General features: G+C 60.4%; 21 protein-coding genes and 1 pseudogene. 14 read left to right on the forward strand and 8 right to left on the reverse strand.

Features of this window, described 5'->3' with window-relative positions; all coding sequences use genetic code 11:
- The first annotated feature begins 49 nt into the window (after positions 1-49).
- Genes A6B35_RS32790 through A6B35_RS32800 form a run of 3 tightly spaced genes read left to right on the forward strand, consistent with a single transcriptional unit; the run spans position 50 to position 2781 of the window.
- Complete coding sequence (locus A6B35_RS32790; RefSeq protein ID WP_006204342.1) at positions 50-886, forward strand: ABC transporter permease; 837 nt, start codon at positions 50-52, stop codon at positions 884-886.
- 12 nt (positions 887-898) lie between these two features.
- Complete coding sequence (locus A6B35_RS32795; RefSeq protein WP_006204343.1) at positions 899-1711, forward strand: ABC transporter permease; 813 nt, start codon at positions 899-901, stop codon at positions 1709-1711.
- Complete coding sequence (locus A6B35_RS32800) at positions 1708-2781, forward strand: ABC transporter ATP-binding protein (protein WP_006204344.1); 1074 nt, start codon at positions 1708-1710, stop codon at positions 2779-2781. Before A6B35_RS32795 ends, A6B35_RS32800 begins: the two co-directional genes overlap by 4 nt.
- Before the next feature lie 39 nt (positions 2782-2820).
- Here the strand turns inward: A6B35_RS32800 and A6B35_RS32805 are convergent, their stop codons facing one another.
- From A6B35_RS32805 to A6B35_RS32820, 4 genes are all read right to left on the reverse strand, one after another.
- Positions 2821-3594, reverse strand: a complete 774-nt coding sequence (locus A6B35_RS32805) for a response regulator transcription factor (RefSeq protein WP_244897169.1) — start codon at positions 3592-3594, stop codon at positions 2821-2823.
- 159 nt (positions 3595-3753) lie between these two features.
- On the reverse strand, positions 3754-4314 hold the full coding sequence (locus A6B35_RS32810; protein ID WP_006204346.1) for a TetR/AcrR family transcriptional regulator: 561 nt from the start codon (positions 4312-4314) through the stop codon (positions 3754-3756).
- Positions 4315-4316: 2 nt separating this feature from the next.
- Positions 4317-4661: a DMT family transporter gene (locus tag A6B35_RS32815; RefSeq protein ID WP_006204347.1), complete on the reverse strand. Its 345-nt coding sequence runs from the start codon at positions 4659-4661 to the stop codon at positions 4317-4319.
- A gap of 265 nt (positions 4662-4926) precedes the next feature.
- Positions 4927-5736: an alpha/beta hydrolase gene (locus tag A6B35_RS32820; protein ID WP_006204348.1), complete on the reverse strand. Its 810-nt coding sequence runs from the start codon at positions 5734-5736 to the stop codon at positions 4927-4929.
- Positions 5737-6099: 363 nt separating this feature from the next.
- Here A6B35_RS32820 and A6B35_RS32825 point away from each other — a divergent pair, with 363 nt between their 5' ends.
- The 10 genes and pseudogenes from A6B35_RS32825 to A6B35_RS32865 all read left to right on the forward strand — a co-directional run bounded on the left by A6B35_RS32825 (position 6100) and on the right by A6B35_RS32865 (position 17039).
- The gene (locus A6B35_RS32825; RefSeq protein WP_006204349.1) at positions 6100-7728 is read left to right on the forward strand and encodes an AMP-binding protein; all 1629 of its coding nucleotides are present in this window, start codon (positions 6100-6102) and stop codon (positions 7726-7728) included.
- 165 nt (positions 7729-7893) lie between these two features.
- The gene (locus A6B35_RS32830) at positions 7894-8355 is read left to right on the forward strand and encodes a MarR family winged helix-turn-helix transcriptional regulator (protein ID WP_040583436.1); all 462 of its coding nucleotides are present in this window, start codon (positions 7894-7896) and stop codon (positions 8353-8355) included.
- 170 nt (positions 8356-8525) lie between these two features.
- Positions 8526-10850 (forward strand): bifunctional salicylyl-CoA 5-hydroxylase/oxidoreductase, encoded by a 2325-nt coding sequence (locus tag A6B35_RS32835; protein ID WP_006204351.1) that lies wholly within the window; start codon positions 8526-8528, stop codon positions 10848-10850.
- On the forward strand, positions 10847-10981 hold the full coding sequence (locus A6B35_RS37270) for a hypothetical protein (RefSeq protein WP_280110143.1): 135 nt from the start codon (positions 10847-10849) through the stop codon (positions 10979-10981). Before A6B35_RS32835 ends, A6B35_RS37270 begins: the two co-directional genes overlap by 4 nt.
- A 10-nt stretch (positions 10982-10991) precedes the next feature.
- Positions 10992-11429, forward strand: a complete 438-nt coding sequence (locus A6B35_RS32840; RefSeq protein ID WP_006204354.1) for a RidA family protein — start codon at positions 10992-10994, stop codon at positions 11427-11429.
- 10 nt (positions 11430-11439) lie between these two features.
- Positions 11440-13419 (forward strand): 3-hydroxyacyl-CoA dehydrogenase NAD-binding domain-containing protein, encoded by a 1980-nt coding sequence (locus A6B35_RS32845; protein ID WP_006204355.1) that lies wholly within the window; start codon positions 11440-11442, stop codon positions 13417-13419.
- Positions 13412-14614, forward strand: a complete 1203-nt coding sequence (pcaF, locus tag A6B35_RS32850; RefSeq protein WP_006204356.1) for a 3-oxoadipyl-CoA thiolase — start codon at positions 13412-13414, stop codon at positions 14612-14614. Before A6B35_RS32845 ends, pcaF begins: the two co-directional genes overlap by 8 nt.
- Positions 14615-14846: 232 nt before the next feature.
- Positions 14847-15137, forward strand: a pseudogene (locus tag A6B35_RS32855) (transketolase C-terminal domain-containing protein); the annotation flags it as partial.
- A 322-nt stretch (positions 15138-15459) separates the two neighbouring features.
- Entirely contained in the window at positions 15460-15714 is a 255-nt protein-coding gene (locus A6B35_RS32860) for a helix-turn-helix domain-containing protein (protein WP_040583439.1), read from the forward strand.
- Positions 15714-17039 (forward strand): type II toxin-antitoxin system HipA family toxin, encoded by a 1326-nt coding sequence (locus tag A6B35_RS32865; RefSeq protein WP_006204359.1) that lies wholly within the window; start codon positions 15714-15716, stop codon positions 17037-17039. Before A6B35_RS32860 ends, A6B35_RS32865 begins: the two co-directional genes overlap by 1 nt.
- 198 nt (positions 17040-17237) lie before the next feature.
- On the opposite strand, the gene A6B35_RS32870 is transcribed toward A6B35_RS32865, so the two are convergent.
- From A6B35_RS32870 to A6B35_RS32880, 3 genes are all read right to left on the reverse strand, one after another.
- Positions 17238-17615, reverse strand: coding sequence for a c-type cytochrome (locus A6B35_RS32870; RefSeq protein ID WP_085983169.1), 378 nt, complete (start codon positions 17613-17615; stop codon positions 17238-17240).
- Positions 17616-18692: 1077 nt separating this feature from the next.
- On the reverse strand, positions 18693-19724 hold the full coding sequence (locus A6B35_RS32875) for a LacI family DNA-binding transcriptional regulator (protein WP_040583440.1): 1032 nt from the start codon (positions 19722-19724) through the stop codon (positions 18693-18695).
- A 1678-nt stretch (positions 19725-21402) separates the two neighbouring features.
- Positions 21403-22110 carry an SDR family NAD(P)-dependent oxidoreductase gene (locus A6B35_RS32880; RefSeq protein ID WP_202799458.1) on the reverse strand — a complete coding sequence of 236 codons (708 nt, stop codon included), beginning with the start codon at positions 22108-22110 and terminating at the stop codon, positions 21403-21405.
- A gap of 1072 nt (positions 22111-23182) precedes the next feature.
- Here A6B35_RS32880 and A6B35_RS36375 point away from each other — a divergent pair.
- On the forward strand, positions 23183-23788 hold the full coding sequence (locus tag A6B35_RS36375) for a helix-turn-helix domain-containing protein (RefSeq protein ID WP_006204364.1): 606 nt from the start codon (positions 23183-23185) through the stop codon (positions 23786-23788).
- A gap of 268 nt (positions 23789-24056) precedes the next feature.
- Here the strand turns inward: A6B35_RS36375 and A6B35_RS37275 are convergent, their stop codons facing one another.
- Complete coding sequence (locus A6B35_RS37275) at positions 24057-24182, reverse strand: hypothetical protein (RefSeq protein WP_006204365.1); 126 nt, start codon at positions 24180-24182, stop codon at positions 24057-24059.
- Positions 24183-24197 lie beyond the last annotated feature (15 nt).

The following is a 24197-nucleotide window of genomic DNA, read 5'->3' on the forward strand; positions in this document are numbered from 1 at the left end:
GCAGACACCTCGTTTTGGAAGCTTTTGGCCCCGGTTCAGACTGACGGCAATGACCTTGCCGGCAGTCCTTGGCCTGTTGGTGTTTTTCGTCGTCCCCGTCCTTTTCCTGCTCGGCTACAGCTTTATGACGGCCGGGCGGTTCTCCGTTCATCTACCGCTGACGCTGGAGAACTTCTGGGCGGCGGTCACATCGTCAGCCAGCCTGCGGCTGGCGCGCAACTCACTCATTGTCGGCGGCTCCGTCGCGACACTTTGCGTCCTCATCGGCATTCCGGTCGCCGCCTATATCAGATATCGCGCCGGACGCTGGGAGTTTCCCGTTTTGCTGCTCTTCGTTATCGCGATGTTCGCAAGCTATCTTGTGCGCATATACGCCTGGCGGCTGATGTTGGGGGAACACGGCGCAGTCAACGCAACTTTGTTGGCACTTGGCGTGATCGATACGCCACTTAAGGCGCTGCTGTTCAGCAAACTCGCTATCGTACTGGCAATGGTCCACATCGGCATTCCCTGGGTCGTGCTTATCTTGTATTCGGCGATGCGCCCGCTCGAACCGCGCTATCTCGAGGCGGCGCAGGACCTTGGCGCGACGGCCACACAGCGGTGGTGGAAGGTTATGTTTCCGCTGCTGGCGGCACCTATTGGATCCGCTTTCCTGCTGATCTTCATCCTCGCATCGAGTGACTACGTTGCGCCCCAGTTTCTTGGTAGCCCGGGCGATCAGCTCATCGGCATACAAATCCAGTCCGATTTCAGGGGGCTCGGCAACTGGGGCGTTGGCGCCGCGCGATCATTCCTCACTCTGCTGGTCTATGTATTTGCCTTCGGTCTGTTGACCGTTGTGCTCCGCTTCAAGCGCCTCAAAGAAATCCACTGGGAAAACTAAAGGGCAGGCAGCATGAAGAACGTGGTCCTCCTGGCAAGCACAGTGTTCGCCCTGCTCTACCTTTTCGTTCCACTGTTCATCGTGGTTCTGTTTTCATTTCATGCGACGGGTGGATTGTCATTTCCCTTCGAGGGCTTCTCGTTGCGATGGTACGAGGAAGTCCTGTCTTCGCCGGATTTCCTGAACGCGACGAAGAACTCGTTCTATGTCGCTTCAGCCACCGCGGCCATCACGCTGGTTGTGTTCACGGCAGCGGCTTACGGCATGTCGCGATCGACGGCGCGCTGGCGAGATACCCTTTCTCCGCTCTTCCTGTTGCCAATCACCCTGCCTGGCATTTTCATCGGCGTGGCGCTTCTGCTGTTTTTTGCTCGCATTCAGCTGCCTCTGTCACTGATGACTGTCATCATAGCCCACATCGTCTTTGTCGCCCCGTTCTTCTATCTGATCACCAGCGTTGCGCTTGAGAGCCTTGACCCCTCTCTGGAAGAGGTGGCGCTTGATCTGGGGGCCAGCCGCTACCAGGCGTTCTTCAAGATCGTTCTCCCGCAGATCTGGCCGACGTTGGTGGGTGCAACTGTGTTGGCCTTCATGTTGTCGTTGGATGAGTTCATCATCACCTTCTTCGTCATCGGAAACGACGGCACCCTTCCGATGTATATTTTTTCCAAGCTTCGCCGCACCGTAGATCCGTCGATAAATGTCGTATCGGCCCTCCTCATCGGGGCAAGCTTGCTGCTGTGGATTGTGGGACTGATGATGATGTGGCTTCAACGTGAGCGAGCTGCGATCGGTGTAAATGGCAAGGAGAACATAACAACGTGAACCAGACTACCAATCCGCGCCTCGAAGTCCGATCCGTTAGCCATTCGTTCGGTGCATTCCAGGCTGTTAGGGACGTATCGCTGACATTGCATCAGGGCGAATTCCTGTCTTTTCTCGGTCCATCCGGGTGCGGCAAGTCGACAATGCTGCGCATCATCGCTGGCTTCCTGGTCCCGACTGAAGGCAAGGTGCTGCTGCACGGGCGCGATGTCACGGCCACGCCGCCGAACCGTCGCCCAGTTAATCTGGTATTCCAGCGACCGACGCTATTTCCCCATTTGAACGTGTTTGAGAACGTCGCATTTGGGCTGCGCATCGCCAAGCTGTCGGAGCCCGAAATCAAACGACGCGTCATGAGCATGCTTGAGATCGTTGATCTTGGCGCGCTCGCGAGGCGGCGATCGCATGAATTGTCCGGCGGACAAATGCAGCGTGTCGCGGTCGCCAGGGCGCTCGTGAACGAACCGCAACTTCTCCTGTTGGACGAACCGTTCTCAGCACTCGACATCAAAATCCGCCTTCAGATGGAATGCGAATTGCGACGGATTCACCGCGACTACGGTGCCACGATCGTCTTCGTCACTCACGACCAGCGTGAGGCGATGGCGATGTCGGATCGGATCGCGCTGTTCCGCCAGGGCGGAATCGAACAGATCGCCCCTCCAGACGAGATCTATCGGGCACCAATCTCCGAATATGCGGCGCGATTTGTCGGAGATGCCAACATCTTGCGGGTCGACCTGCTACCGCAAGCGCCGGGATTGGCTCGGGTGGCCAGCCATGAGGTCAATGTCGGTAACCTTCATGACTGTACGTCCACGTCCGCTGTCATGATCCTGCGGCCCACCGCCATACACTTCGAGGCCATCACATCGGATGGACCGGGGTTGCCGGGGCTGGTCACCGATGTGGCCTACCGCGGCACCGGCTTTTCTTGCGAGGTGAAGGTTGACGGTCTTAGCGAACCGCTACGCGCGGAGGTCAGCGCGCTTGGTGGCTTCCGGATCGCTGTCGGAGATCGTGTCAAAGCGACTTGGTCCGGAGCGGAGGTGCGGATGATCGCGACGTGAATAGGCAGTATGCACCAATGGGAGCGGCGGGAGGACTGTTCAAGACGCCTTCATCAAGACGCCAACAAGCTCGGTCCTGTTTGAAACCGAAAACTTCTTGTACAGCGTCCCGAGATGTTCCTTCACTGTGTGGGCGGAAATTCCGAGCGAACGTGCGATTTCCTTGTTCGACCGGCCCTGGCAGATCAGCCTGGCAACCTGCCGTCCACGTGGTGGCAAGACCTCAACATTCTGGAATTCCGATCTATCATTCGCCGGTTCGGCAGGGGGTGGCGAAGGTGGTTCGGCCATTGGTGCTTTGATGTCGAGCGCCGCGTACGCATGACTGCTGGCACGGCAAACCAGATCCATCGCGGCGCGTGCCTCCAACGAGTACGACCCATAGATTTCCGATCGACCGATATAGATGACGGCCGCAATCTTTCCGTCCACCTTGATTGCGCCGGCCATGCAATGCCCAAACCCCCAGCGACGCAGAAAGGCCAAGTTGCCCTGGTCAATCCAGCCCGGCCGCCCCTTCATCATTTGATCATGCACCGGCATACCGCTGGTCGCGACGTATTCGAGCAGCAGGTCCTTCGTCTTGCTGTCACGATATTCAACGTGCAGCCCTTCGGGCACTTCTTTCGAAAACAGGAGCTTTGGCGTGGCCCCGTCCAGGGCATAGATAGATATAGCGAGGGATCCGACATAATCGGCGATAAACCTGCTTGCCTCTTCACCCAGCGTGTCGACCGTCTTGCTCTCGGCCACTCGCATGAGCGATTGGCCTAGGCGCAGGGAACAGTCCAATTCGTTCGGAGTCAGCGTCACGTTATCCTGGGTTCATATGAGTACAGCAATGGGTAGACAACCTACCGCATGAGAAGAAACAGTGCCACCGACATCGATAGTCGGCTGCCACAACTGCGCTTCGGGGCGGTTGCGTCTGCGACACGGCCGCACCGTATCGCCAGGTCAATGCGGCGGCGGTTACTTCCTTGTGAGGGAGAGCAGCCTGGCTCTTAGGTCTGCGATGTCGGCAGCTACGGTTCCATGATCGCGCAAGGCGAGGCCGAGCCAGGCTCCGTCCGCCGCGAGACGCACGATCTCGAGAATGGGGTCGCTGTCACTTTCGCGATGCCGTCGCAGCCGTGCGTCGAGCCAATCAGCCCAGATGCGTCGCAGGCCTGGCTCGGCGATCATCGATACCGAAAGAGCTGCCCATGGCCCCTTGAGACCGAACTCATGCCCGACGAACACGGTGTCGAGATAGGCGCGCGTGAAACTTCCCCAACGCTCGTGATCCCTCGCGATGGCCTGGTCGAGTTCCGCGTCCAGACGTTTGAGGATGTTTTCGAACATGCCTTCAACGAGGATCTGCTTCGACTGGAAATGATGCAACAGGCCGCCTTTCGTGACCCCCGCCGCCTCGGACACCGCTTGCAAAGTTATACCTGCAAGGCCCAAATCCACTGCGAACTTCTCGGCGCAGTCGAGAAGTTTCCTGCGAACCAGCTCCGGCTGCTTCTTGCGAAGATGACCTTGCGACATCGTCAGTGCACGGTCGTGCGGGAGAATACCTGCATCACGACCACGCCGCTCACAATCATGGCGATACCCACCAGTGCCGCCACGTCGATTGCCTGGCGGAAGACCGTCACACTGACGAAAGCTGTCAAAACGATGCCGAGGCCGCCCCAGATGGCGTAAGCCACCCCGAGCGGTATGCCTTTGAGGGCTTGGGAGAGGAAGAAGAACGAAATCCCGTAAAGGATCGTCATCGCAAGGACAGGCCCGATACGGCTGAACTGTTCTGACTTTTGTAGAAAGGCTGAACCAGCGACCTCGCAGACGATAGCAATGGCAAGCGAGCCGTAGGCAAGGAACGAGGGGGTCATGGGTGCACCGAAAAGACAAATATTGTAAGATACCATCCAGCCGGTATCTTATAAATCATGCCTCGTGCTCAATGGCAACCGGCGCCCTCACAAAAGAGCACTTTCGGCCGATCCTCACCTATTTCCTCGGCGTTCCTGTTCGGTAAGGTGACTCCCGAGAATTAACCACCATAGGGCCTGCATGCCGGCGTGCCGCAGCAACTGCTGTCTAGAAGTGGATGGCGTAGTGGCTATTGCAGGCCGGATTGTCGAGATATAGGTCGGCTCATTCTACCAAAGTGCGGGTGAGCGGGTGGTTGCGGTCGACCAAACCGTCAATCACATCGAAATGATGCCGATCAGGCTCCTCGACGGCATCAGTAGCAGCACCCAGCCCCGCCCAGACATTGTTCAACAGTGCATTTTGGCGCCGGAACTCAGCGCGCTCCGCGCCGCCTACCCAACACGTCAGTCTTGCGCCTTCAATGGGCCGCAGCAATACGGGACTTTCGACGTTCGCCTCAGTCTCATCTATCCTCAGTTGCTTGTTCATGACGGTGCGCATCAACGGCCGAAGATCGTGGACACCTGAGATCGAGACTGTATTCACCACCCTGTCCTGCACCGATGGCGGCAAAAGGACGTCCGATGTGATCATGCGCGTAACAAGGTGGCCGCCGGCGGAATGGCCTGTAAGGCGCAGCGGTCCCTCCACCATGGCGGCCGCCGTGCCAATAGCCGCGGCAACTTCGCGAACGATGCCCGCGATGCGGATTTCGGGGCACAGCGTATAGGAAGGCATGGCCACTGCATGGCCATGTGCGAGTGGCCCGGTGGCAAGATGCGACCAGAAGCTCTTGTCCAGCCGTAACCAGAAGCCTCCATGAACAAAAACCACAAGACCTTTCGGAGTGCCTTCCGGAAGAAATAGATCGAAGAGATTGCGCGGCCTTTGGCCATAGCGTTGATCAAGTCTTGCACGCCCTTGAGCTTTCATACGCTCACGGAAACGCTCCGCCGGCTCGATCCACAGATCTGGCCATCTCTCGCCCCCTGCGATGTTGGGACCGTTGGCGTAGGCATTGTCCCAGTCCACTATTCTATGCAAAGGCACGCTTTTCGCCTCCAAATGAAAACTGACTTGTTGCCGTTTTGGCCCTTTGCTTCGAGCCGGCCAGAAAGCGCGCTATCGCGCGGTCGAGGGATGCTGCAACTGCTCGCAGAGTGTGCATTTCAGGTTCGCAAGCCTTCGAAAAGGAAAAAGCGCTGCCGGAAATTAGCAATGACCGGAGCCACCCGTGCGCGTCAATAGCCACGCAAAAAAACTTTAGGCTTGAAATAGTTTTCGGTTCGTGGGAGCCTTTGTCGGCGCCCGGTGCCCGCCTTGCACGGGCAATGAGGCAGAGGGGCCAACGGCCGCGAATTTGCCGATTGGCCGGCTCGCAAGTCGGGGGGAAATATGCTTGGGCCTTCAGCGCATATCGACACGTTCACGCGCGATCATCTGCCGCCGCCGGAGCAATGGCCGCACTTCCTGCTCGACGGCTTCGACTATCCCGAACGCCTCAACGCCGGCGTCGAACTGACCGACCGGCTGGTGGAGAAAGGCCTCGGCGACCACACCGCGCTGATCGGCAACGGTCGCCGCCGCACCTACAAGGAACTGTCCGACTGGACGAACAGGCTGGCCCACGCGCTGGTCGAGAATTACGGCGTCAAGCCGGGCAACCGGGTGCTGATCCGCTCGGCCAACAACCCCGCTATGGTCGCCTGCTGGCTGGCCGCCACCAAGGTCGGCGCCGTGGTCGTCAACACCATGCCGATGCTGCGCGCCGGCGAACTCGGCAAGATCGTCGACAAGGCGGAGATCACCGTCGCGCTCTGCGACACCAGGCTGATGGACGAGATGACCGCCTGCGCCAAGGACAGCGCGTTCCTCAAGCAGGTCATCGGTTTCGATGGCACCGCCAACCATGATGCCGAACTCGATCGTGCCGCTCTCGACAAGCCGGTGACGTTCAGCGCCGTCGACACCGGCCGCGACGATGTCGCGCTGCTCGGCTTCACCTCGGGCACGACAGGCGTGCCGAAGGCGACGATGCATTTCCACCGCGACCTGCTGATCATCGCCGACGCCTATGCCCGCGAAATCCTCCAGGTGACGCCGGACGACATCTTCGTCGGCTCGCCGCCGCTCGCTTTCACCTTCGGCCTTGGCGGCCTCGCCATCTTTCCGCTGCGCTTCGGTGCGGCGGCAACGCTGCTGGAACAGGCGACGCCGCCCAACATGATCCACATCATCGAGACCTACAAAGCGACCATCTCCTTCACCGCGCCGACCGCCTACCGCGCCATGCTGAAGGCCATGGATGAAGGGGCCGACCTGTCGTCGCTGCGCGTCGCCGTCTCGGCCGGCGAAACCTTGCCCGCTCCGGTTTTCGAGGAATGGACGCAAAAGACCGGCAAGCCGATCCTAGACGGCATCGGCGCCACCGAAATGCTGCACATCTTCATCTCCAACCGTTTTGGCGACGTGAAGCCTGCTTCCACAGGCAAACCAGTCGGCGGCTACGAAGCGCGCATCGTCGACGATGAGATGCGCGAGCTGGCGCGTGGCGAGACCGGACGGCTGGCGGTGCGCGGCCCGACCGGCTGCCGCTACATGGCCGACGACAGGCAGAGGGAGTATGTGCGCGACGGCTGGAACCTCACCGGCGACACGTTCACCCAGGACGAGGACGGTTTCTTCCATTTCGCCGCGCGTTCCGACGACATGATCGTCAGCGCCGGCTACAACATTGCCGGACCGGAGGTCGAGGCAGCACTGCTGTCGCATCCCGATGTCGCCGAATGCGCGGTCATCGGCGCCGAGGATGGCGAGCGCGGCCAGATCGTCGAGGCGCATGTCGTGCTTGTGCAAGGCGTGGCGCCCGATGCGTTGACCACCAAGCGCCTGCAGGATCACGTCAAGGTAACGATCGCGCCCTATAAATATCCGCGCTCGGTCAAATTCATCGCCGCTCTGCCCAAGACCCAGACCGGCAAGATCCAGCGCTTCCGGCTGCGGGACGCCGACTGCAACAAATAGAACCTCGGACGCGCCAAACCGGTGAAGGCCCTGTTCAAGACGGCAGGGCAAGCTTACAAGGCGCATCATGCGCTACCGCCGGATGCTGGAACGATTGCCGACGTGAACCACGACAATGTAGTCAAGACGATCTCGCCGGACTGGGTTGATGGCGAGACGAAAGTGATGGAATCCCCTGCCGACCATGGCCAGGATCTGCGCCTGTGGCTCAGGTTGCTGACATGCTCGACGCTCATCGAAGGCGAGATCCGGCGCCGCCTTCGCGAGCAGTTCGACTGCACGCTGCCGCGGTTCGACCTGATGGCGCAGCTGGAGCGGGCCAAGGCCGGCATGGTCCTGGGCGAGCTCTCCAAGCGTATGATGGTGTCGCCCGGCAACATAACCGCGCTGGTCGAACGGCTTGTCGAAAGCGGCCACGTCACCCGCACCGTTTCGGCGGCCGACAGGCGGGTGCAGATCATCGCCCTGACGTCCTTCGGCCGCGCCGAATTCGAGAAGATGGCGACCGCGCACGCGGATTGGATCGCCGAGCTGTTCGACGTCATTACAGCGCGGGAGGGCCAGATCCTGTTCGACAGGCTGGGCAAGCTCAAGCGCTCGGTCGTCACCGCCCTCGCCCGGGATTGACGGGTTTCCTTCAGCCGATCCGCAAGGCCGAACCTGCCTTCACAGGCTTCTCATAGCATCGGTTGCTACCGAAAATTATTTTAAGCTTGAAGTTTTTTCCAAGCCAGTTCATGGTGCCGGGAAGAGCAGGGCGACTCGCGGTCGGTCGGCGAAACGCGTGGGAGGACAGTATGCGCATCGTCTGCATCGGCGGCGGCCCGGCCGGTCTTTACTTCGCGTTGCTGATGAAGAAACAGCAGCCCCTGCACCACATCACGGTGGTCGAGCGCAACCGGCCATTCGACACGTTCGGCTGGGGCGTGGTGTTCTCCGACGCCACCCTCGAATCGATGCGTCAGTGGGACCTGCAGACGGCCGCCAGCATAGAAGATGCCTTCAACCACTGGGACGACATTGAGCTCGTCTTCAAGGGCCGCAAGATCAGAACCACCGGCCACGGTTTTGTGGGCATCGGCCGCAAGAATTTGCTCAGCATCTTGCAGGAACGCTGTCTTGAACTTGGCGTCGAATTCGTCTTCGAGCGAGACGTGCTCGACGACGGAGAATTTCCCGACGCCGATCTCATCATCGCTTCGGACGGGGTGAACTCCCGTTTGCGGCTGAAATATGCAGATGAATTCAAGCCCGACATGCAGATGCGGCCGAACCGCTATATCTGGCTTGGCACCGACAAGCGCTTTGACGCCTTCACCTTTGATTTTCGTCGCACCGAGCATGGCTGGTTCCAGGCTCATATCTATCGGTTCGATGCGACCACCTCGACCTTCATCGTGGAAACGACGGACGAGGTTTTCCGCGCGCATGGCCTCAACAAGATGGATCAGGACCAGTCGATCGCCTTTTGCGAGAAACTGTTCGCCGAGACGCTCGACGGCCACAGTTTGATGACCAATGCCCGCCATCTGCGCGGCTCCGCCTGGCTGAATTTCGGCCGCCTGATCTGCGAGAAATGGAGCCATTTCAATGGCACGAACCACGTTGTCCTGATGGGCGACAGCGCACACACGGCGCATTTCGCCATCGGCTCAGGCACCAAGCTCGCCATAGACGACGCCATCGAGCTGACCCGCCAGTTCGACATCGTCGGACATGATGCGAAGAACATTCCGGCCGTGCTGGAAGCCTATGAGGGTGTACGCCGGATCGATGTCGCGCGCATCCAGAATGCGGCTCGCAACGCCATGGAATGGTTCGAGGTGGTCGGTAGGCGCTATGCCGACCAGCTGGAGCCGGAACAGTTCATGTATTCCATGCTAACCCGCTCGCAGCGCATCAGCCATGAGAATCTGCGGGTGCGCGACAGGGAGTGGCTGGAAGGCTATGAGCGCTGGTTCGCCCAGCGCGCCGGCATCGAGGCCGGGCCGGACGGGCAGGTCCCTCCGCCCATGTTCACGCCCTATTCCGTTCGGGGGCTAGTGCTGCCCAACCGGATCGTCATGTCGCCGATGGCCATGTATTCGGCGAAGGAAGGGGTGCCTGACGATTTCCACCTTGTCCATCTCGGCGCACGCGCCATGGGCGGGGCGGCGCTCATCTTTCCGGAGATGACCTGCGTTTCGCCCGATGCACGCATCACGCCAGGCTGTCTTGGCCTTTGGAACGACCAGCAGGTGCAGGCCTTCAGGCGCATGGTCGATTTCGTCCATCGTGAGACTCCCGCGAAGATCGGGATCCAGCTCGGCCACGCCGGACGGAAGGGCGCGACTAAGGTGGCGTGGGAGGGTATAGACCAGCCCCTCGACGAAGGCAGCTGGCCGCTGATCTCGGCTTCGGCGATCCCTTATCTGCCGCACTCGCAGGTTCCGCGCGCCATGACGCGCAAGGATATGGATCGCGTTGTCGCCGACCATGTCGCCGTCACGAAACGCGCGGCAGAAATCGGCTTCGACATCCTGGAACTGCACGCTGCACATGGTTATCTCCTGTCGAGCTTCCTGTCGCCGCTCACCAACCGGCGCGACGACGAATACGGCGGCGACCATGAGGCTCGTGCTCGCTTTCCACTCGAAGTCTTCCGGGCCATCCGCCAAGCATGGCCTCACGGCCGACCGACATCCGTGCGCCTGTCCACCAATGACTGGCTCGCGGGGGGAAACAGTCCAGAGGATGCGGCGATCTTTGCGCGCATGTTCAAAGAGGCCGGGGCCGACCTCATCGACTGCTCCTCAGGCCAGGTGGTGAAGGAAGAGAAGCCGGTCTATGGCCGACTGTTTCAGACGCCCTTCTCCGACAAGATCCGCAACGAGATCGACGTACCCACCATCGCTGTCGGAGCGATCTCGGAGGCCGACCATGCCAACTCCATCATCGCGGCCGGTCGGGCTGACCTGTGCGCGGTGGCGCGGCCGCATCTGGCCGACCCGGCCTTCGTCATCCACGAGGCGGCGAAAATCGGGTTCGCGGGACAGCAGTGGCCGAAGCAGTACCAGTCTGGCCGCTATCAGTATGAGGCCAATTTGGCGCGTGCGGCAGCGGCGGCTGGGGTCAAGTCGTGAGCGACACTGCGCGGCACGCTTTGGTGACTGGCGCGGGCGGCGGCAGCGGCCTCGCTGTTGCGCTGGCGGGCGAAGGCCACGCGGCGATCCTCGGCCGCGCCAATGCCGGCATCGCCGCCTTTTCGAACTGATGGATTTGTTATGACCGCTACACCGAACGGCAAAGCCGCAGCGCCTGCCTCGCCCCATCGCAAACTACAACCCGATGGATGGGAACAGCCCATCGGCTATGCCAACGGGATCGAGGCGCGTGGCCGCACGATCTTCGTCGGCGGCCAGATCGGCTGGAACGAGCGCTGCCAATTCGAGACCGACGATTTCCTAGGTCAGGTGCGCCAGACGTTGATAAACATCGTGGCCGTCTTGAAATCCGGCGGCGCCGAACCGCACCACATGACCTCCATGACCTGGTATTTCATCGACAAGAAGGAATATGTCGACAATCTGGGCGGTATCGGCCAAGCCTATCGCGAGATCATCGGCCGGCATTTCCCGGCAATGGCGGCAATGCAGGTTGTGGCGCTGGTCGAGGATCGCGCCAGGATCGAAATCCAGGCGACCGCCGTCGTGCCGGAATAAGGCTCGGCGGATGAGCGTCACACGGTTTTCCCAGAGCGTATCCGGCAGCATCCGCGACGGTGTCCTTGTCGTCACGATCGACAATCCACCCGTCAATGCTCTGTCCACCGAAGTCAGGGAAGGCCTCTGCCGGGCCCTCGACCATGCCGTGAGCCTGGAAGGTGCGGCAGGCGTCGTCATCACGGGAGCGGGAAGAGCGTTCGTGGCTGGCGCAGACATTCGTGAATTCGCAACACCCGCGGCGGCGCCCATTTTGCCGGATGTGACACAACGCATCGAGCAATCCGACAAGCCGGTCGTCGCAGCCATTAACGGCGCGGCACTCGGTGGCGGCGCCGAGATTGCACTCGCCTGTCATGGCCGGGTCGCAAGCATGGCGGCGATCTTCGGCCTGCCGGAGATCAAGCTTGGCATTGTGCCTGGCGCTGGAGGCACGCAGCGGCTGCCGCGTCTCGTCGGGGCAGCCCACGCAGTGGAGATGATCGGCAGCGGTCGCAGCGTCAAAGCCGACGAGGCGCAGAGCCTCGGTCTCATCGACGCCTTGGGCGACGACCCGGTCGCGGAAGCCGTCGCACTGGCGCATGGGATGGCGAAAGCGCCCCTGAGGCGTACTGGCGAGTTGGCCTGCGTGCCGGCAGACGAAGCGGAGACTGAGGCCGTGGCTAGGAAAGTACTGGCCAGGGCACGCGGCCAGGTCGCGCCGGCCGAAGCCGTCAGGCTGGTCAGGGTTGCTGCCCTCACCAGTCTTGAGAAAGGCCTCGCGGATGAACGCGCGACATTCCTGCGGCTGCGTGATTCCGACGAGGCGGCCGCCTTGCGCCACGTCTTCTTCGCGGAACGGCAAGCCGGCAAGGTAGCGAAACTGGAGGGCATCAGTCCGCGCCCCGTCGTCACGGTCGGCATCGTCGGGCTCGGCCTGATGGGCTCGGGGATCGCCGTCTCGGCGCTTACGGCGGGCTATTGCGTGATCGGCGTCGAGCAGACGGACGATGACGCGCAAAAGGGCCGCACATGCATTGTCGGCCTTCTAGACAAGGCGGCGCAGTCGGGACGTCTCACGCCGGACGCGCGCGAGGCCTGCCTGCAACGGCTCGCCGCCACCGCCAACTTGACGGCGCTCTCCGGGGTCGACTTGGCGATCGAGGCGGTGTTCGACAATCTTGCGATCAAGACCGACCTGCTCCGACGGCTCGACGGCATCGTCCGGCCCAACACGATTCTGGCCACCAACACCAGCTATCTAGACCCCAGCGAACTCGCCGCGGCGACCGTCCATCCCGAGCGGATCGTCGGGCTGCATTTCTTCTCGCCTGCAAATGTCATGCGCCTCGTCGAAGTGATCGATTGCGCGGCGACCCGGTTGGACGTGCTTGCCACAGCCCTCGCCTTCGCCAAGAGGCTCGGCAAGCTGCCTGTCGTCTGCGGCGCGGCAGAAGGCTTCATCGGCAATCGCATCTTTTCCGCCTATCGACGCGAAGCTGAATTCATGGTCGAGGACGGCGCCATGCCCGAAGAAATCGACGCCGCACTGGAAGCCTGGGGCTTTCCGATGGGCATCTTCGCCGTCAACGATATGGCCGGACTGGAGATCGCCTGGGCGCGGCGCAAACGGAATGCGGCCACGCGCAACCCGAACGAACGCTATGTCGAGATCGCCGACCATCTGTGCGAGGCGGGCCGCCTCGGCCGCAAGACCGGCCGCGGCTGGTACGACTATTCGTCGGGCGAGAAGATGGTCGATCCGCAGGTCACGGCGCTCATCGAGGCGGCGCAGAAGGCGAAGGGGATCGTGCCGGGCCGCTTCTCCGCTGACGAGATCGTGGCACACTTGCTTCGCGCGATGGCGGCCGAAGGGAGCGTGTTGCTATCGGAGGGCATTGCCGGGAGTGCCGGCGACATCGACCTCGTCATGATCAACGGCTATGGCTTCCCCGCCCATAAGGGCGGCCCGATGTTCCAGGCCCGGCTCAAAGAGGACAGCCATGCCTGAAGCCTTCATCTGCGACTATGTCCGCACGCCGATCGGCCGGTTTGGCGGTATCTTGTCGGCAGTGCGCGCGGACGATCTTGCCGCGGTTCCGCTGAAGGCGCTGATACGGCGCAATGCCTCGATGGACTGGGCTGAGATCGACGACGTGATCTACGGCTGCGCCAACCAGGCGGGCGAGGACAACCGCAACGTCGCGCGCATGGCGCTGCTTCTGGCCGGACTTCCTGTCAAGGTGTCCGGGAGCACCATCAACCGGCTGTGCGGTTCGGGTATGGATGCCGTCATCGCCGCCGCCCGCGCAATCAAGGCCGGCGAGGCGCAACTGATGATCGCCGGCGGGGTGGAATCGATGAGCCGCGCGCCCTTCGTTATGCCGAAAGCCGATGCCGCCTTCTCACGCAAGGCCGAGATTTACGACACCACCATCGGGTGGCGTTTCGCAAACCCCCTTATGGAAAAACAATACGGGATCGAATCCATGCCGGAGACGGCCGAAAACGTCGCCGAAGACTTCAAGGTCTCCCGGCAAGACCAGGACGCCTTTGCCGCACGCAGCCAGGCAAGGGCCGTCATGGCTCAGGACAACGGCCGGCTGGCTAAGGAAATCGTGGCTGTGACGATCCCGCAGCGCAGGGGCGATCCCCTGGTTGTTGAGCGAGACGAGCACCCACGCGCCAGCTCGACTGTCGAAACGCTGGCGAAGCTGCCGGCACCGTTCCGCCAGGGCGGCACGGTCACGGCCGGCAACGCCTCCGGCGTTAACGACGGCGCGGCCGCCCTGATCGTCGCTTCGGAAGCGGCGGCGAAAAGGCATGACCTGACGCCGATCGCCCGCGTGTTGGGTGCCGCGACTGCTGGCGTCGAGCCACGCGTCATGGGCATGGGGCCTGTCCCAGCGACCCGCAAACTTTGCGCACGGCTCGGCCTCGATCCGTTTGACTTCGATGTGATCGAGCTCAACGAAGCTTTCGCCTCACAAGCGATTGCAGTGATGCGCGAACTCGGCCTTGGTGACTCGTCCCGCGTCAATCCGAACGGTGGAGCGATCGCCCTGGGGCATCCGCTTGGAATGTCAGGCGCGCGCATCACCGGGACCGCCGCACTCGAACTGCGGGAGCGCGGCGCCAAGCGCGCGCTCGCGACCATGTGCGTCGGCGTAGGTCAAGGAATCGCGTTAGCGCTGGAACGTTTGTAGCAGCGGGCTGGCCGCTCGTTTGGCTCCGACAACGTGCCGGAGTGCTTGAGGCCCGGCGTCCGTATAAGGTGGACAGAGGGACTGCCAAGCGCGCAGATGAAGGAAAGGAAGAAGGCGCGCGTAGGAGCATCAGCCCTTTGCGACGGCCTTTTCAAGTCAGGCGGTGCCGACTGCAGCGGCTTCTCCCGCTGGTCTTTGGTCAAGAGATGCATACGGGCCTCCTACCGCTCGGGTCTTGCCAGTGCCGGCTATCCAGCCCCGAAAGCCGCTGGATGTCGAAACCATCGTCGAGGCGGCCAGGGTGCCGGGTCGCCTCGTCGTCGTCGCCGAGAACCATTCGGTCATCGGTGGCCTCGGCGAAGCGGTCGGCTCGGTGCTGCTGCGCAACGGCGTGACGCCGGCCTTCCGCCACATCGGCCTGCCGGACGCCTTCCTCGACGCCGGCGCCCTGCCGACGCTTCACGACCGTTACGGCATCTCGACATCCGCTATGGTGAACAGGGTCCGCGACTGGTTGAAATGAGGAAATGTGGCCACCGAACGACCCTCCCATAACATGAAGCGGCCAGCGCGGCATCGCACAGAGCTCAGGGAGGAATATCAGCGTGATTGCAGCTTCAATCACGCGTCGTGGCCTGATCGGGGGCGTGGCCGCTGCTTTCGGAGCCGGCCATCCTGTCACTTCCACGCTGGGCGCAGGCTACGACGACACTAACGCTCGCGCCACATACGCGATTACGTATATGATCTTTTTATACCGCTTCGCGTATAGATTCGTGATATACGCGAACCCGTATATTGACGAAATATACCAACTCGCGTATATCAACCTCTGGAGACGCGCCATGACCGACCAGATCGCTCGCAACGAAAAGCAACTCGGTGCCATCCTTCGCCGAGCCCGCAGGCAGGCCGGCCTCACGCAAGCGGCGCTGGGCAGTCATATCCATCTGCGCCAGGGCACGGTATCCCGGCTTGAAGCCGGGGAACCTGCGGTTCAACTGCACACACTGATGGCCGCACTTTCCGCCCTTGGCCTTGAACTCGTCGTGAGGTCGCGCAGCAAAGGCAGCGCAACCGACATCGAGAATCTGTTCTAGTGGCGCGGCGCCCGGCCCATGTCCCGCTCAATGTCTTCCTGAACGGGCGGCTTGTCGGCGTGCTGCGCCGGGAATCGACGGGAGCCATCGACTTCCAGTACGCCCGTCAGTGGCTGGACTGGCGGAGCACCTTCCCCGTCTCGCTCTCGCTCCCGCTGCGCGAAGATCGCTATATAGGCGCGCCCGTCATCAACGTCTTCGACAACCTGCTCCCTGACAACGATGCCATCCGCAGGCGCATCGCCGAACGCGTCAATGCCGACGGCACGGACGCCTACAGTATGCTGTCTGTCCTCGGCCATGACTGCGTCGGCGCCCTACAATTCCTGTCCGACGGCATCGATCCCGGCCCCGTTGGCCTCAGCGATGGCAAACGTATCAGCGACGATGACGTGGCGGAGATGATCAACAACCTTGCAGCGGCCCCTCTCGGTCTCGGCGAAGATGAGGACTTCCGTATCTCCATCGCCGGCGCGCAAGAAAAGACCGCACTGCTGCGCAAGGACGGCCACTGGTTCAAGCCGATTGGAACTTCCGCGACCACACACATCCTGAAGCCACAGATCGGCCGGCTGCCCAACGGCATCGATCTTACGAACAGCGTCGAGAACGAATATCTGTGCCTCAAGCTGCTCGAGGCGTTTGGCATCCCTGCGGCAAAGTCGGAGATCGCCGATTTCGGAGAGCGGCGAACGCTGATCGTCGAACGCTTCGACCGCCTGTGGGCTCGCGATGGCCGCCTTCTGCGCCTGCCGCAGGAGGATTGCTGCCAAGCTCTGTCCATACCCCCGACAAGGAAATACCAGACGGGTGGCGGTCCCGGCCTGCGCGCGATTGTCGACCTGCTGAAAGGCAGCGACACGCCTAACGAAGACATAATGACCTTCATGCGGGCAAACATCATATTCTGGCTGATTGGCGCAACAGACGGTCACGCCAAGAACTTCAGCATCTTCCTGACGCCAGGCGGGCGTTACCGGCTGACGCCCCTTTACGATGTGCTCACCGCGCAGCCCAGCCTCGACACCGGTGAAGTCTCGCGCAAGAAATTCAAGCTGGCCATGTCTATCGGCAAGAGCCGGCATTATGCCATCCAGGACATCATGCCCCGCCATTTCATGCAGACAGCTGACCTTGCAGACATCGGCAAGCCGATGATGAAAGCGCTATTTGAGGACCTCGCCATCGGCGTCGAACTCAGGATAGCTGCCTTAGCAGAATCCCTCCCTCGGGGATTTCCGCCAGCGCTCGTGGATTCTGTTACGGCCGCGCTTAGGCACCGCGCACGCTTCCTCGTTGAAGAGGGTGAAGCGACCTGTTGCTGAGAGCTTTAAGGAACCTGTGGGATGAGGATATTGCCTTAGTGAAAGGGACAAAGGACGCAAACGTCGCAACGGCGGTTACGGGTTAGATTCGCCACCCTGCCTGGAAGAACAGTCAGCTTTTCAAAACGGGCTTCGCGGCGCGAAATAAGATCGCTTCATCCTAAGGTCGTTCTCGAAAGCCAACGTCCTAAGGTTTCTCTAGCCTGACACACTCTTGAGATAGGCGATGACATTTTTGATGTCGTCAGGGTTCTTGAGGCCCGGAAATCCCATCTTGTTGGCCGGCACTTTCTTCTTGGGGTTTTTTAGGTATTCCGCGAGATTCGTCTCGACCCAGACCAAGCCCGCGGCACCTGCACCCTTCATCGCTGATGAATAGACATAACCGGGCGCGGTCCCGGCTTTCCGGCCAACGACGCCCTTCAATGTGGGGCCGATCTTGTTCGCATCAGTTTCGGCGTTATGACAGGCAGCGCACTTTCTGAAGACGGCTTTCCCGGCCTCGATATCCTGGGCTCGGGTGACCGATGACGTTAGCGCCAGACCAATTGCGGCACTGACAAGCAAGCATTTCACGCGGGAAACTCTCCGATTGGTTTTGTTGCTATGGCTGATTTGGGACGCAACGAGGATTGTTCCGTTGCAGGTGAGGCGGCGAGATTGGCGATAGTAACGTCAACCCATTTTCGACGCGCTATTTCAAAGAGCCTACGTAACACGCGTTTGCGAATCACCACGCATCCGCCGTGCCAAATGAGAAATCGTTTCGGAACAATACGATAGCTCGGCAGCTGTGTCGCATATCCGACATCGGTAGATGCTGTCATCCAATCACGCGCAAATGTCGCATCCGGCCTCGATCAGCGCGTCGACGAATGCCGGTATCTCACTCGGCTGCATCAGAGGCCGTCGCGAACCTTCCTCCCGTTGGCTCGGCTAGGAGTAGAAGGGGTGAGGGTGCGGCTGGCGCCGCACCCGTGGCCCGTAAATCCTGCCGACCTTGTTTTCAACTGGCGCAGAAAAGCGAGGATCCCTTTACAGACCGTCGATTTCATCCAGCTTTTCGATGATCGCTTTCCACGTCTCGGCCTCCGGAAAATCCTGTCCCCAAAGGTGCGGCGCGCCCGCCGATGTCACCTTAACTTGAACTCGGGATATCGGAAGTCACCTACGTGGTTATACCCGCTCATCCCTTGCTCCTCTCGGCCTTCGTGCTGGCAGATTCCGCCTTGCCTCGCGGGTCGGCGTACCGGGTATCGGCGGCTAGGTTGTCACAGAGCTTCACACCGAGCTGTTAACGGCTCGGCATGTCCGGTTGGGAACGGCTGATGGACCCCCCGCCTTCTTCAGCCAGTATTTCCTCCGGTGAAACAGAAACTCACGCGATTTGCAGGTCGCATGAAAGCCCGCTTTGCCAAGTTCACCCCGATCATTCGTTCATTTTCGCCGTCCTGCCGCGTCGTGGCTCATCGAGCACATCTCCTGGCACTTTCGATGGCGGGAAGACAGCAACGATCCTATCTGCCACGCGACAAGTATGCCTTTTGCGCTCATGCGCTCTAAATCGTGCACGCCGTTCCAATGCCGCCCGCATGGAAGAGTCAATGGCAATGACGTGGAGCACCCCATCATTTCTTCTGTCGTGAAGCTCAGTCAAATGTTTTCAGGCAGGTAGATATCGAAAGGCAGGAACGTCTGTCCGGGTGCGTTGGCTGGTCCGTCTTTGATCGCAATCGCCATGAGATCAACCAGCTCTCGGCACAGCCTTTCCAGAGGTGTCGCGATCACCATGGTGGCGATGTTATCCGCCAGTGCAACGCGCGATTCTGGTGTGATTTGATCGCAGACGACAATCGGCGGATCCACCGGCTTGATCGCCCTCACTGCGGCGATGGCTCCTTCGATGGCGCCACCTACAATGTGACATCCGACAAGGTCGGGGTTCGTGTTGAGCAGGTCCGTCATGGCCTGATAATTCAATTCGCTTGTTTCGAGATTGACCAACGGCTCCAAGACGGTGAAACTTGGGGCCCTCTCACGAAAATATGAACGCAGGCCTATCTCGCGCAATTCCTCACCCTGAAAGCGGTGGCTGCTCACGAACACCGCGACCTTGCCCGGCCGTCTCGCGCATTTGGCAATCATCCAGGCAGCGGTGCGCCCTGCTTTTCGATTGTTGAGGCCGATGTAGCCTTCGCGAACGCCGGCGGCGAAATCAGACAGCAGCGAGAACACGGGGATGCCGTGTGCCTTCAACGCCTCAACGGCGTCGGTGACCGCCGGATGATCCGGGCTGACAAGGGCAACCGCGTGCGTTTTGCCCGCCAAGCGGTTCAACTGCCCGACGATGTCTTCCGGCGACTGGCCCGCCCAGGAGTCAACAATCGGGACACATCTGAACCGCAGCGCCTGTGCAGCCGCACGCTCCAGTTCGCGTGCAAACTCCTGATAGAAATGCTGCCCGGGCTTCCGAAGAAGGAAACCCAGCCTGTATTCCGGGAGCTCTTGGTGCATTCGCTGCTTGATCAGCCTGGTGGCATGGTAGCCGATGGCGCTTGCGGCCTGGTAGACCCGTCTTGCGGTCTCCTCCCGAACTGGAAGCCTGCCGTTCAGCACGCGGTCGACGGTTGCGACGCTAACCCCCGAAGCCTCTGCAAGATCTGAAATTGTCGGTCTCTTGGCCAATGGTGCGCTCATCGGTTTTCTGGGAGTTTGCGGGGTGGTAGTCAATGATGGGGATTATTGCAAAACATTGAGTGGAACGAATGTGTTGGATATTTTCCAGCCAATGACCCTTAAGTTCCGGTGTCACCAGAGAGGCTAACGAGCGCGACGGCGGCGGCGATGATTAGCCGGCGAACGAAGAGAGATTACAAACTACGGGCTGTCGAGCGGCCTGTCGGCGGCCTGATGGAGCGGGACGTCGGTGCTGCCATCCGCAACATCGTTGCCTGGTTGGGGCGTCCTCATTTGAGCGGCGGGTGGCGCTTCGTTCTGGGGCAGCCGGCGGTGTGTCTTCCTGGTGAGGGCATCTCTATCGTTCCTGGCGTGCCACCTTAACTTAACGCGAAATAGCGGGACACGCCTTCTAAGCTCTGGTTCTATATCCTTGGCCTCATGTTTGGCACTGGTGCGGCCGGTCTCCTGCAGCGGGTCGCGGTCTGCCTTTCGGACTGATCTTAGGCCATGGCTCCCGCCCCAGCTTTTCACGCGGCGATCGCGTGGAGCGGTAGGTTACGCTAGAGCAGGCTGTGTGGCCGGCCTGGGGCGCGGACGCCGCTTGCCCTGCGAAGCGCCGGACGAGCGCCGTCGAAAAATCAGCGCAAAGGTTTCGACGACTCGGGTTTTGCGGTGTGAGGTCGCACGCCCCTATCGCCGACATCAGTGCGCCCAGTTGATCTTGGAGAGCCAAACGCGGACGCGGCCGAGGCAGAGCACGCCATCGCGCGACGGTGTGCCGAGGCAGGCAGCGGACCCGGAAGACCGAATTCCGCACCCTGCGTGAGACACTTCCGGCAGACGACAGGTCCGGGTCGTTGGGCCTGCCGGCAGCAGAGCCGGGAACTTGTCTTGCCTCCGAGCGGCCGCACCAACCTCGAGGCAACCCTTCCGGCAGCCCGGCAGCGCTGTGGGGAGCATGGAATGATTTCTCCTCAGTCCGCGACGCACTTGCGAATGACCGCGCATATTCCGTGCCAAAGGAGAAATCACTTCAAACAATACGCCGGCTCGAACGAAGCTGTGTCGCATGTCCGACATTGGCGGATGCTGCATCCAATCACGCGGTAAAATGCGCAAGTGTCGCATCCGGCCTTGCGCGCGTATCACCGGGCCCCGCGGCGCTCGAACTTAAGGAGCATGGCGCCAGGCGCGTTCGCGACAATGTGCGTGCGTCGGTCAAGGGATCGCGCGGCGCTCGAACACTTGTAGCAGCGGGCATGCTGCTCGCAATGTACTACAACGGTCTGTCCGCAACACCCACCCGGATGGTCGCCTCCGCCCCGCTCATCGATCGGGCAGCCCGCACCGACGACGACGGGCTATCGCGTCCACCCCCGTTCTGTCTCGGGGTCACATTGGCGATCGGATCGTCACCATCGGACTGATTGACTGGAGCAAGGTTAGGGTTCTCGATGGCCTCATTATCGGTGATCGGATCGTCATTTCTTAATGGTCAGCGATCGGAAGACGATAGCCAGACGGTAGACGTGACGGCGTGTCCGGCGACACAAGCTGCCGAACGCTTTGGCCGGAGCGAGGGTGCTACTGGGTCGAGCATCAGCCCGGAGTGATGAACAGTACGGATGAATTCGCACGTCCAATGAATATGGCGTCTCGGCCGGGGCCTTGGCGTCCGCAAGTATCACATCTGACTGTCGAAATAAGTCATCCCTGAGTTCGCGATCAGCGACCCGCCATCCACGGCATACTCCGCACCGTTGACAAAGCCTGCGGCAGGCGACAGCAGGAAAGCAATGACTTCGGCCGCCTCCATTGCGGTACCCGCCCTTCGCTGCGGCACATGTTCACTGACCTTGCGATAGGCAGCTTCCAGACCATCACCAATCGAAAGAGCCCTCATCTCCTCATCACCCATCTCGGTGCGGATCCAACCCGGCGCCACTGCATTTGCCCTTACTCCGAAGCGGGCATTCTCGTAGGCGATACACTTCATGAGCTGGCTAATTCCAGCCTTAGCCGCCGCATATGCCCCAAGTCCCGGGCCAGTCTGCACAGCGCCGACCGAACTCACCGCAACGATAGCCCCTCGACTCTCAATGAGATGCGGTAGCGCCGCCTGCGCCATCACGAAAGGCGCGGTCAGGTTGACGTCGATCTGGCGGTGCCAGTCATCCATCGCCATGTCGGCCACCGGCGCGGTGACGACTATGCCGGCATTCAGAACCAGGCCGTCCAGTCGACCATATCGAGCGACCACGTCCGCGACGAGTTTCCGCGCTGCACCGTAGTCAGTGACGTCAATCACAGCCGTATCTGCTTTCGTTTTCGCCGCCACTACATCGAGTGAGGCCTGGCAGCGGTCACAAACGACAACCCTGCTGATTCCCATTAGCCGTTCCGCGACTGCGGCCCCGATTCCGCTGCCGCCCCCTGTCACAATCACGACGGAACCACCTGGCGGCGCGGGATCCACTTCTCGCGACATACGTAGAACCTCCTTTGTTTGACTCAAATGTATTTAATATTTTAGATTCAGGATTTTTCGATGAAACCACTTTCAGGTTATTTTCATGATCGGGATGGCGCACTCAACTCTTCTGCTTCCAAGGTGCAAAAGGCGGGACATCGAAATCGCGGATCCCGGCAAATCGTCGCCGTGCCAACCGCATATCGGCTCTTGATGGTCCCGGCCGCCAATTCCGGCATTGGCTGTTCACAGGTGCTATTAGGATGGGATTACGTCGGTTCTTGCCCATCCCCCCATGTGGCGGGGTGGACAGCGGCGACAGCCTAATATCGTCTTGCGAAATGCGAGCCGGGGCCTCACAACCGACTGAAAATCACGTCTCACGATGTTTCAGTCGTGCAGCCCTTCCGTGACAGCCCCGCGGGAGCGACCCAAATTGGCCATTTAAGGGCATGACGAATGCTCGGCACATGAGCCAAACCATGAAAAAGAAGACCAGGGTCACTCGCACCCAGCCCTAAGATACCCAAGAAGCGGGTCAGTTCGGCGAGATTGCCGGGTCAGTCCTCAGCAAAAAATCGACACTGCGGAGCGTTGCGTGCCAGAAACCGTATTCGACATGAGAAAATCGTCCGTCCCGCACTCGGGGGTGGATATAATAGTAATTGATGGAGTCTCACTGATAACAATGGCGTTAATCGTGCGACCATTGAGGTATGCAGCATCGACGACTCATCAAGCAACGCCCATCCGTACATTTGGATGGCCAAATAAGGTGGTCAGCTCTTGCGATGGGATTGAACTGACACTTGACGATACTTTTCAAAATTCGCGTTACGTTGCAGACGATATTGAGCCTCACACTGTAATTATCTGTGGCGGATGGCAAGGGAATTATCCCCCTGCGCTACTCGATTTTGTTAGGTGCATTTACGCCAATAACATAAGGATTTTTTCAGTGGGGCCAGCCACTTGGCTCTTGGCGGAGGCAGGCTTGGAGAAGCTCACCGATTGCGCCGTCCACTGGGCAGAAGCCGGACGGTTTCTCCGCGATTTTCCTAGCATCCGGGCTACAGAACAAATCGCGTCTTTCGGGCACCAACTGTGTAGCTCCCCAGGTGAACTTGCCACTCTCGAGCTCTCCATGCGTATTGTTGGAGACTTGTTTGACACTGCCACTTGCGAGGCCGTTTTGGATAAAATGCTCGTGGACCGGATTCGCCAGCCTTATTTTCAGCAGGTTCCCGTTGGCCCGCGAGACGCTAACGCAGACCCTTTTACCCAAGCGCTTAGCCTCATGGAATCCAACATCGCGAACCCGCAGCCGCTAGAGCGCATATTCGAGCTCTGTGGGCTTTCAAGGAGGCAATGTGAGAGATTGTTCAAGGATAAGCTTTCTCTGGCTCCCCATCAGGCTTATATAGAAATTAGGCTGAAGAGAGCAAAGTCGCTTCTTGAAGAAACAGACCTGCCAATTAAAGATATTCATACGGCATGCGGTTTTGCAACCCCAGCAACGTTCAACCGGTTGTTCATGCGCGCCTTCTCAAAACGACCTTCAGATGTACGTCGTCGTTTAGATACCGCAGACGCGGCGTAACAAAGGGCTGCGACATTCAACACAGAACAAAGGTGCGGCGCCATCCGCACCATGCCGAACGGATCACACTTCACGGACGGCACGTGGAAGGCGCCGTCGGCCATCCTACGCTTCGTCTCGTGCCTTGTTTGACGCCGTTGCGACAAAGAGTTGGCGCGCTGCAGATTATCCTGCACAGTGATGCGCGCTACTCCCAAGACGACCGCAATGTCGCGGGAGTTTGTCGCGCTTCCGGCAAGCCGAAGCTTTGTCTCTACCGTCTCAGGGGTCAGCCTTCTCTTGCCCGCATCAAAATGTCCTCGTTCATGGCGAGGCCATTGATGCCAAAGTTGCTGACCCAGGAGCCGAGCTTTTCTGTGCCGAAAACAGGCCGGCCTTTGATCGCCGCCGGCATCACGTCGGAATCCGC

Origin of the sequence: Mesorhizobium amorphae CCNWGS0123, assembly GCF_001686985.1 — a bacterium.
Classification (GTDB): domain Bacteria; phylum Pseudomonadota; class Alphaproteobacteria; order Rhizobiales; family Rhizobiaceae; genus Mesorhizobium; species Mesorhizobium amorphae.